Annotated in this window: 7 protein-coding genes; 1 reads left to right on the forward strand and 6 read right to left on the reverse strand. The window is 32.6% G+C overall.

Features of this window, described 5'->3' with window-relative positions; all coding sequences use genetic code 11:
- Positions 1-318, forward strand: a 318-nt coding sequence (locus tag WBN21_RS12605; protein WP_424200813.1) for a glyoxalase, incomplete at its 5' end; no start/stop codon positions are given.
- A 10-nt stretch (positions 319-328) separates the two neighbouring features.
- Here WBN21_RS12605 and WBN21_RS12610 read toward each other — a convergent pair.
- The 6 genes from WBN21_RS12610 to WBN21_RS12635 all read right to left on the reverse strand — a co-directional run.
- On the reverse strand, positions 329-1,171 hold the full coding sequence (locus tag WBN21_RS12610; RefSeq protein WP_424200815.1) for a pseudouridine synthase: 843 nt from the start codon (positions 1,169-1,171) through the stop codon (positions 329-331).
- 169 nt (positions 1,172-1,340) lie between these two features.
- Positions 1,341-2,243: a geranylgeranylglycerol-phosphate geranylgeranyltransferase gene (locus WBN21_RS12615; RefSeq protein WP_424200817.1), complete on the reverse strand. Its 903-nt coding sequence runs from the start codon at positions 2,241-2,243 to the stop codon at positions 1,341-1,343.
- 68 nt (positions 2,244-2,311) lie between these two features.
- Positions 2,312-3,241: a mevalonate kinase family protein gene (locus WBN21_RS12620; RefSeq protein ID WP_424200819.1), complete on the reverse strand. Its 930-nt coding sequence runs from the start codon at positions 3,239-3,241 to the stop codon at positions 2,312-2,314.
- A 28-nt stretch (positions 3,242-3,269) separates the two neighbouring features.
- Complete coding sequence (mvaD, locus tag WBN21_RS12625) at positions 3,270-4,349, reverse strand: diphosphomevalonate decarboxylase (RefSeq protein WP_424200821.1); 1,080 nt, start codon at positions 4,347-4,349, stop codon at positions 3,270-3,272.
- A 3-nt stretch (positions 4,350-4,352) separates the two neighbouring features.
- Positions 4,353-4,889 (reverse strand): DUF1697 domain-containing protein, encoded by a 537-nt coding sequence (locus WBN21_RS12630; RefSeq protein ID WP_424200823.1) that lies wholly within the window; start codon positions 4,887-4,889, stop codon positions 4,353-4,355.
- A partial coding sequence (locus tag WBN21_RS12635; protein WP_424200825.1) for an aminoacetone oxidase family FAD-binding enzyme occupies positions 4,890-5,537 on the reverse strand: 648 nt, incomplete at its 5' end. It lies immediately after the preceding gene.

Genomic DNA, 5,537 nt, shown 5'->3' on the forward strand with positions numbered 1-5,537 from the left:
TATAATCTTTCACGACAATTTTATAAAGATTTTGGTTTTGAAGAAATTGAAATCGATCCAAAAATGTCATTCTTTAAATTTGGCGATTTCGGGTTTTATTTGCAAAATGCCTACGTACGGAAATGGGTTGATAATTCCATGGTTTTTATGGAAGTACATAATGTAGAAAAACATTTAGTGGAAATTAAAAAACTCGCGCTAACCACAAAATATAAAACTGTAAGAATCTCAGATATCCACTATAACGATTGGGGAAATGAGTATTTTATCCACGACCCTTCTGGCATTTTGTGGCATGTTGGAGAGTTTCACACTTAGCAATTCAAAATTATAACATCTTCAAGGTATTCAACTCTTGTTCAGTTAAGTGTTTCCAGCTTCCGCGAGGAATATCTTTTTTAGTTAAGTGGCCAATAGCCACACAATCTAAACTTACAATTTCGTACTTAAAATATTCAAAAATAGTTCGGAGAATAGTATTTCCTGTGTTCTTAATTTTTAAACCAACTTCTTTTTTTGAAGCGCCATCTATATAACTAATTTCTTCAACCTCAATAAGTTTACCTTCCACTTTAAAACCAGCTTGAATCTTTTTTAAATCCTCTAATTTTAAGTTTTTATCTAATTCAATATGAAATAAACGCGGTACACCATGTTTAGAGTTGGTGAATTTATTTGCAATAACATCATCGTTTGTAAATAACAACAACCCTTTGGAGTTTCGTCCTAAACGCCCAATTGGTTTTATTCTAGAGGTTGTAGCATTGGCCACCAAATCCATTACAGTCCTACCTTTACCTTCGCTGGTTGTAGTTGCAAACCCTTTTGGTTTATTTAATAATACGTAAGCCTTTTTTTCAGGGTTTACTCTTCCGCCATCATACTTAACTTCATCACCAATTTTTACTTTATAGCCCATTTCGGTAATCACTTTTCCGTTTACCGATACCAATCCCACAGCAATATGCTCGTCGGCCTCACGGCGTGAGCAAATACCAGAATTAGCAATGTATTTATTTAACCTAATTTCGTTTGGGTTTCCTGGCTTTTTAGGTGTTGGGTTACTTTTTTTGATTGGCGCATTTCCTCGTGCATAACTTGTAGAACGGGCGTTTCCGCTTCCACGTCCTGATGGTTTTCCTTTTCCTCTACTCCCTTGATTCTTATTCATTACTTATTATTTTGTGCAAAGATATATCTAATAATTTACGATTTACGATTTTTGATAAACGAATTATTGTTCTGCGTTAGGGATTGAAGTGGAAATCCTTTTTGTGAGGCACAAGCAAAAAGATTGGGAACGAGAAAGCCCGACCCTTTTCGGGTAACGCCCAAATAATTTAAATACGATTTAGTATGACACTTACATCGATGAGTAAAATACTAAAAACACCTGCGAGAATGATGAATTTTAAAATATTGTGTAATATTAAATACTGTATTTTGGTTTTTGATAGCCATAGTAATAACAAAAAAACAACTAGTAAACCCGAACTTAAATAGAAGAAAATATACATGTAACCAACCTGAAACCGATATAACAATAAATAGGTTGGCACTAAGGTTAAGGCAGCCAAAATGGTTAGCATTATTTTGGATGTATTTTCGCCGTAAGCTACCGGAATGGTTGCATAGTTTTGAGCTATATCGCCTTTTATGTTTTCTAAATCTTTGGTGAGTTCGCGCATTGATATCATGATAAACAAGAATATGGCATGAACAAAAATGACGGTTTCGAAATTTTTAAAGTACATAAAAATAGCGAAGAATGGTGTGATGGTTAAAATTGCCGAAGTTAAATTACCTATAAATGGTAACTTTTTTAATTTATGGGAATAAAACCAGATGCCAAAAATGTAAACTGAAAAGAATATAACTGCTTTAAATGTTACATAACTAGCCATGATGACTGCAAGGAAATTTAAAACAAAATAAAATGAGAGTTTTGTATTTTGACTTACCAACCTATCTAATCTTGATTTTATTGGGCGGTTTATTAAATCTTTTTCTGAGTCATAAAAACTATTAATAATATAGCCACCTGCAATGGTTGCGGCTGATGCTAATACGAGCATCAACAAATTTAAATCTAACACAACCTCTTTTACTGGCCTGTTGTGTGCTAAAATGTAAACTGCAGTTAAGTATTGCGCTATTACAATAATGAGAATATTGTAGCCACGAATTACAGAAAACATACTAAAAAACTTAAGCAAAATATGTTTCTGTCTTCTTGTTAGCATGTTGAAGAGTTTGTTGATACCCTTGGATGACGCTTAGGGTGACATTTTAAGATAATCGAAAATACAGTTTAGAAATTATAAACAACTTCTAATTTGTAATCAGCCAATGATTTTTTGGCCTTTTGAATATCTTCGGTAAAACCAAGAATATAACCGCCACCGCCTGAACCACAAAGTTTCAAGTAATAGTCGTTGGTTTCTAAACCTTTTTTCCAAAGGTCGTGAAATTGACTAGGAATCATTGGTTTAAAGTTACTCAACACAATTTTAGAAAGCTGTTTTGTATTTCTGAATAAAGATTTTATATCGCCTTTTAAGAAATCGTCAACACAAGCATCGGTATGTTTTATAAACTGATTTTTAAGCATATTACGAAAACCTTCTTGCTTCATGCTTTCCATAAAAAGACTTACCATTGGAGCTGTTTCGCCAACAATACCACTATCTAACAAAAACACAGCTCCTTTACCTTGACTTTGTTGCGCTGGAATTCCGGTTGCTTCAATATTATCTTTTGAATTGATAAGAATTGGAATGCTTAAATAGCTATTTAAAGGGTCTAAACCAGAAGATTTTCCGTGAAAAAAAGATTCCATTTCAGAAAAAATAGTTTTTAATTTTAAAAGTTTTTCCCTAGTTAAATTTTCAAGAACCGTAATTTTATCGTACGCATATTTATCATATAGCGCAGCAACTAAAGCGCCGCTACTACCCACGCCATAGCCTTGCGGAATGGAGGAATCAAAATACATTCCTGAATTCAAATCTGCTTGCAAACGCTTATTATCAAAACGCACAATAGCATCGCTTATGTTTTGAATATGTGCAGCAAATCGTTTTAAACTTTCGTTTGATTTGATGGCTTGCTCAGAAGGATTTTTATCTTTCTTTAAAGCACCATTATAAAAACTATATGGAATTGATAAACCTTTAGAATCTTTAATGATTCCGTACTCACCAAAGAGTAAAATTTTTGAATAAAATAGAGGTCCTTTCATAAATTACATTTGCTTGGGCAATACAAAATTACAATAGTTTTGCTCCAAAACCAATTTTATCGTTAATATACTCACCTTTTTGACAAAAGGTAACTAATTCATTCTGAATGAATTCTAATACTTGTGCAGCTTCATTTTCTGGATAAAGCACATGTACATTAGCTCCTGCATCCAAGGTAAAACAAACTTTTGATCCTGTAGAATTTCTGTAAGCCCATATTTTATTGATGATTTCGAGCGTATTGGGTTTCATTAAAATGAAATACGGCATACTGGTCATCATCATAGAATGGAGCGTTAATGCTTCACTTTCAACAAGGGCAATAAATTTATCTAAATCGCCATTTTTCAATATTAAAATAATATCAGACAGGTTTTTTTCCGCTTGATTGAATCGTTCTTGAGCGAAAGGATGCCCATGCATTAAATTATGTCCAACGGTACTACTTACTTGCTTTTCACCTTTATCAACCAACAAAATAGTGTCTTGATAATTTTTAAAATTTTTGTGAACTTCAAACGGGTATTTTACACCAAACAAATCTGAACTTCCATCAATTTTATCATGTTTTCCCCAAACTACTAAATCGCCTTCCAAACTTCGGCAAGCACTTCCTGAACCTAAACGGGCTAGGAAGGATGCTTTTTGGATGAAGTTTTCTTCTGAAACATCATTAATTAATTTCTTTTCAACACTCATTAAACATAATGCCAAAGCACTCATGCCCGATGCTGAAGAAGCTATACCTGAGCTATGCGGAAAAGTATTTGAGGTTTCAATTTTAAAATGATACGATTTTAAAAATGGTAAATAAATTTCAACACGGTTAAAAAAAGTTTCTATTTTTGGTTTGAAATCATCCTTTTTTTCTCCATCTAAAAACACTTCAAAAGAAAAATAATTATCGCTTTCCTTTTTTGAAAAACTTAATGTTGTAGTGGTTTTACAATTATTTAAAGTAAAGCTAATTGAAGGGTTTTCTGGAATTTGGTTTGCTTTCTTTCCCCAATATTTTACTAAAGCAATATTACTTGGCGACGTCCATGTATAACTACCATTTTCAACTGAATTTGGATATTTTTTAGGGATGAAATTTTCTGCTGTCATTTATTATATTTCAGATGACAAAGATAATAACTTTAGCATAGTTTTATAGTTTCTTGCTGTGGCTGAAATTTTTAATTTTTTTTCGAACCAATTAACTCCCAATTTTGCTTTTCCTGCACCTAATGCGTAGAAAATAAATATGGCATTTTTATCAATTACAAATTCTTCATTTGGAAATGTTTGTTGAGAAATCTCATCAACTAATTCCTTTTTTGGGGTTTCATTAAGCATCATAAAATAACTGCTTTCTTTCTTCTTTTCAGAAAAAGGACAACTGTTTAGAATAGATTTAATGTCGTTATGAGTCTTCACTAAAACTGGAACATCAAAACCAAAATAAGAATTAATAGCTTTATGAATAACAGCTTCTAAATTACTTTTATTATTTTCTAAAGCCTGAAAAATGACGTTTCCGCTTTGAATGTAGGTTTGCACATTTACTAAGCCTTCTTTCGCCAACAATTCCCTTAATTCTGCCATCGGAATTGTTTTATGCCCGCCAACATTAATACCTCTTAAAAGCGCGATGTAAGTTTTCATTTATTTTGAAATATTTTGAGCAGCAATATAAGCGCCTGTCCATGCATTTTGGAAGTTAAACCCACCTGTAACCGCATCAACATTAATAACCTCGCCTGCAAAATATAAATTTTTGATTAGCTTACTTTCAAAGGTTTTAAAATTCACTTCTTTTAGGTTAATACCTCCAGCAGTAACAAATTCTTCCTTAAAGGTGCTTTTTCCATCCACATTAAAAACAGCTTGAGTTAGCTGACCAGCTAGGTTCTCTAATTGTGCTTTATTTAAATCTGCCCAGCGCGTTTCGGTGTCCATATAGGAAGCCAAAACCAATTTATGCCAAAGCCTTTTTGGTAAATCATATTGGGTGGATTTGAAAACTGTTTTTTTTGCTAAATCCTTTTTCAAGGTTTTTAAACCTTCCAAACAATCTTCAAAAGATTGCTTAACAAAATTAACCTCTATTTGAAATTTATAATCTCGTTTTGCTAATTCTAAAGCACCAAATGCTGATAATTTTAAGATAGATGGTGCGCTCATTCCCCAATGTGTAATTAATAATGGGCCTTCGCTCCATAAATCTGTATCAAGGATTTTAATTTCTACATTTTGAGCTACAACACCAGGAATATCTAGAATACGTTCGTCCTTTATATTGAAGGTAAATAA

Source organism: Algibacter sp. (assembly GCF_049667265.1).
In the GTDB taxonomy this organism is placed as follows: Bacteria; Bacteroidota; Bacteroidia; order Flavobacteriales; family Flavobacteriaceae; genus Algibacter_B.